Below are 2,698 nucleotides of genomic sequence, written 5' to 3' on the forward strand. Positions count from 1 at the left end.
TTTTTATATAGTAAAAGAAAAAAACTGCCCAAAGGCAGTTTTTTCTGAGTCTTAACGACGAAGACCGAGTGAAGCGATAAGTTCGCGGTAACGTTGAACATCTTTTTCACGAAGGTAAGCAAGAAGGTTACGACGGTGACCGATTTTTTTCATCAATCCACGGTAAGTTGCGTGGTCTTTTTTGTGTGATTTGATGTGGTCGTTAAGGTGGTTGATTTCCCAAGTCAAAACAGCGATTTGAACTTCAGGTGAACCAGTATCGCCTTCAGTGCGCGCATATTGCTTGATGATTTCTTGTTTTTTTTCTTTTGAGATTGCCATGAGTTTTTCTCCTTTTTATTTAGTGCTCATACCGAGTAGAGCGCAGGCAAAGCGCAAAACCAAGAATGAGTTGTAAAAAACTACCTACTTATCTTACACTATTTTTAGACTTTTTACAAGCTTATTAGGTAACAAAAGCTGTTTTAGTTTAAGGTATTTTCTTTTTCAATCGTTGCAGTGATTGCATCAATTACTGTGGCTACAAAATGATTTTGTTCTAAAGAAACAACACCGGCAACAGTGGTCCCGCCAGGACTTGAAACTTTATCGACCAAAGTCCAAGGACCTTCACCTGATTCCAAAATCATTTGAGCAGAAGCTGCAACGGTTTCTGCAACGATTTTGGTAGCTTGATCTTTAGGAATACCATGAAGAACACCAGCTCGGCTCAAAGCATCAACAAACATATAGATATATGCAGGACTAGAACCAGCAATCGCTGTGAAAGTAGAAAAATCTTTTTCAGCAACTTCATGAACAGTACCGATGGAAGAGAAGATTTCTTGAGTCAATTGATAGATATCAGAACTTACATACTCATTACGTACAATCGCAGAAGTCGATTTCTGAATTTGTGCGTTAATGTTTGGCATTACGCGAATGATGGGAAAGTCATATGTTTTAGACATGTTTGATAAGGCTTCCAAATCGAAACCGGCTGCGATAGAAATAAGGGTTTTATCTTTCGTAAACAGAGGGGAAATCTCTTCCATGATGTCAGGCAAAATTTGAGGTTTGACAGCCATAACGATAAGATCAGATTGTTCAACGAGCTCACCATGTGAGTGACTAGCAAACACACCCAATTTATCAGCTTGCTCCTGTGTCTTTCTCAAATCACGTCCCGAAATAAGCACGCGGACATTTGACTTATCAAGTCCAGTAATGATAGCAGATGCCATCTTACCGACACCTATAAAACCAATTGTTTTCATTTTATCTCCATTTTCTTTATAGTAGAACTTCCTTCATTTTAGCATATATTTTAGCATATTTATAGAAACAAAGACAATAATTAGAAATACTCTTAGAATATGATATAATCGATGTATATTCTATTAGAAATTTAACAAGTTTTGGAGGCCATATAAAATGGAAAAATATGCAATTATACTCGCGGCTGGAAAAGGCACGCGCATGAAATCGTCTTTACCAAAAGTTCTTCACAATGTGGCAGGAAAAACAATGCTAGGTCACGTTTTACAAAGTGTGAATCAAGTGGATATGGAAAAACGTATCGTGATTGTTGGGCATGAAGCAGATAAAGTTATTGAAACTCTTCCTAAAGGAACAAACTTTGTGAAACAAGATGAGCAATTAGGAACTGGCCATGCGGTTCGTATTGCCTCAGATTTACTTGAAAATGAAGAAGGTGCAACTTTGGTTATTGCGGGAGATACACCTTTAATTACAGGCGAAACTTTAGAACAATTATTTGAGTATCATGTGGCGCAAAAAGCTACCGCAACTATTTTAACAGCTATTGCACCAAATCCTACAGGCTATGGACGTATCATCCGCGATGCTGAGGATTGTGTGGAAAAAATTGTGGAGCAAAAAGATGCTTCTGCAGAAGAACAAGCTATCCAAGAAATCAATACAGGTACTTATATCTTTGATAACAAGGCTTTGTTCTCAGCGCTTGAAAATCTTACAACGGATAACGCACAAGGGGAATACTACTTGACAGATGTTATCGAAATTTTCAAAAAGCAAGGAAAAACTGTTACGGCCCATATTTTAGAAGACTTTGATGAAAGTCTTGGTGTAAACGATCGTGTTGCTTTAGCACAAGCAGAAAAAATTATGCGTCATCGCATCAACCATCAACATATGGTCAATGGTGTGACACTTATTGATCCAGAAACAACTTATATTGATGCAGATATCGAAATCGGTGAAGAAACGGTCATTGAACCAAATGTACAAATTATGGGTAATACCGTTATTGGTAAGAAAACCTTGATTACAAGTGGAAGCCGCATTGAGAATTCAGAAATTCATTCTCATTGTGAAATCCGTTCGTCATGGATTGAAAGCAGTAAAATGAACATTATGAGTAATGTTGGACCATATGCTCACTTACGCCCAGGAACGGTTCTCAGCGAAAAAGTTCATGTGGGTAACTTTGTTGAAATCAAGGGCTCAACACTCGGTAAAGGAACAAAAGCCGGTCACCTTACTTACATTGGTAATGCAACAGTTGGTGAAAAAGTAAACTTCGGTGCTGGAACAATCACTGTAAATTATGATGGTCAAAATAAATACAATACGGAAATTGATGATTTTGCCTTTATTGGTTCTAACTCAACATTAGTAGCACCACTTCGTGTGGGTAAAAACGCCTTGACTGCTGCCGGCTCAACCATTACTAAGG

General features: G+C 38.0%; 3 protein-coding genes. 1 reads left to right on the forward strand and 2 read right to left on the reverse strand.

The window, feature by feature from the left end:
• Positions 1-51: 51 nt before the first annotated feature.
• Positions 52-321, reverse strand: coding sequence for a 30S ribosomal protein S15 (gene rpsO / locus LACDD01_RS08800; protein ID WP_017369110.1), 270 nt, complete (start codon positions 319-321; stop codon positions 52-54).
• A gap of 143 nt (positions 322-464) precedes the next feature.
• On the reverse strand, positions 465-1,256 hold the full coding sequence (gene proC, locus LACDD01_RS08805; protein ID WP_061414494.1) for a pyrroline-5-carboxylate reductase: 792 nt from the start codon (positions 1,254-1,256) through the stop codon (positions 465-467).
• A 157-nt stretch (positions 1,257-1,413) separates the two neighbouring features.
• On the opposite strand from proC, the gene glmU reads away from it, so the two are divergent.
• Positions 1,414-2,698 (forward strand): bifunctional UDP-N-acetylglucosamine diphosphorylase/glucosamine-1-phosphate N-acetyltransferase GlmU (gene glmU / locus LACDD01_RS08810; protein ID WP_061414497.1); only part of this gene is annotated, 1,285 nt, incomplete at its 3' end.

The organism is Lactococcus sp. DD01, from assembly GCF_001578715.1.
GTDB lineage: Bacteria > Bacillota > Bacilli > Lactobacillales > Streptococcaceae > Lactococcus > Lactococcus petauri.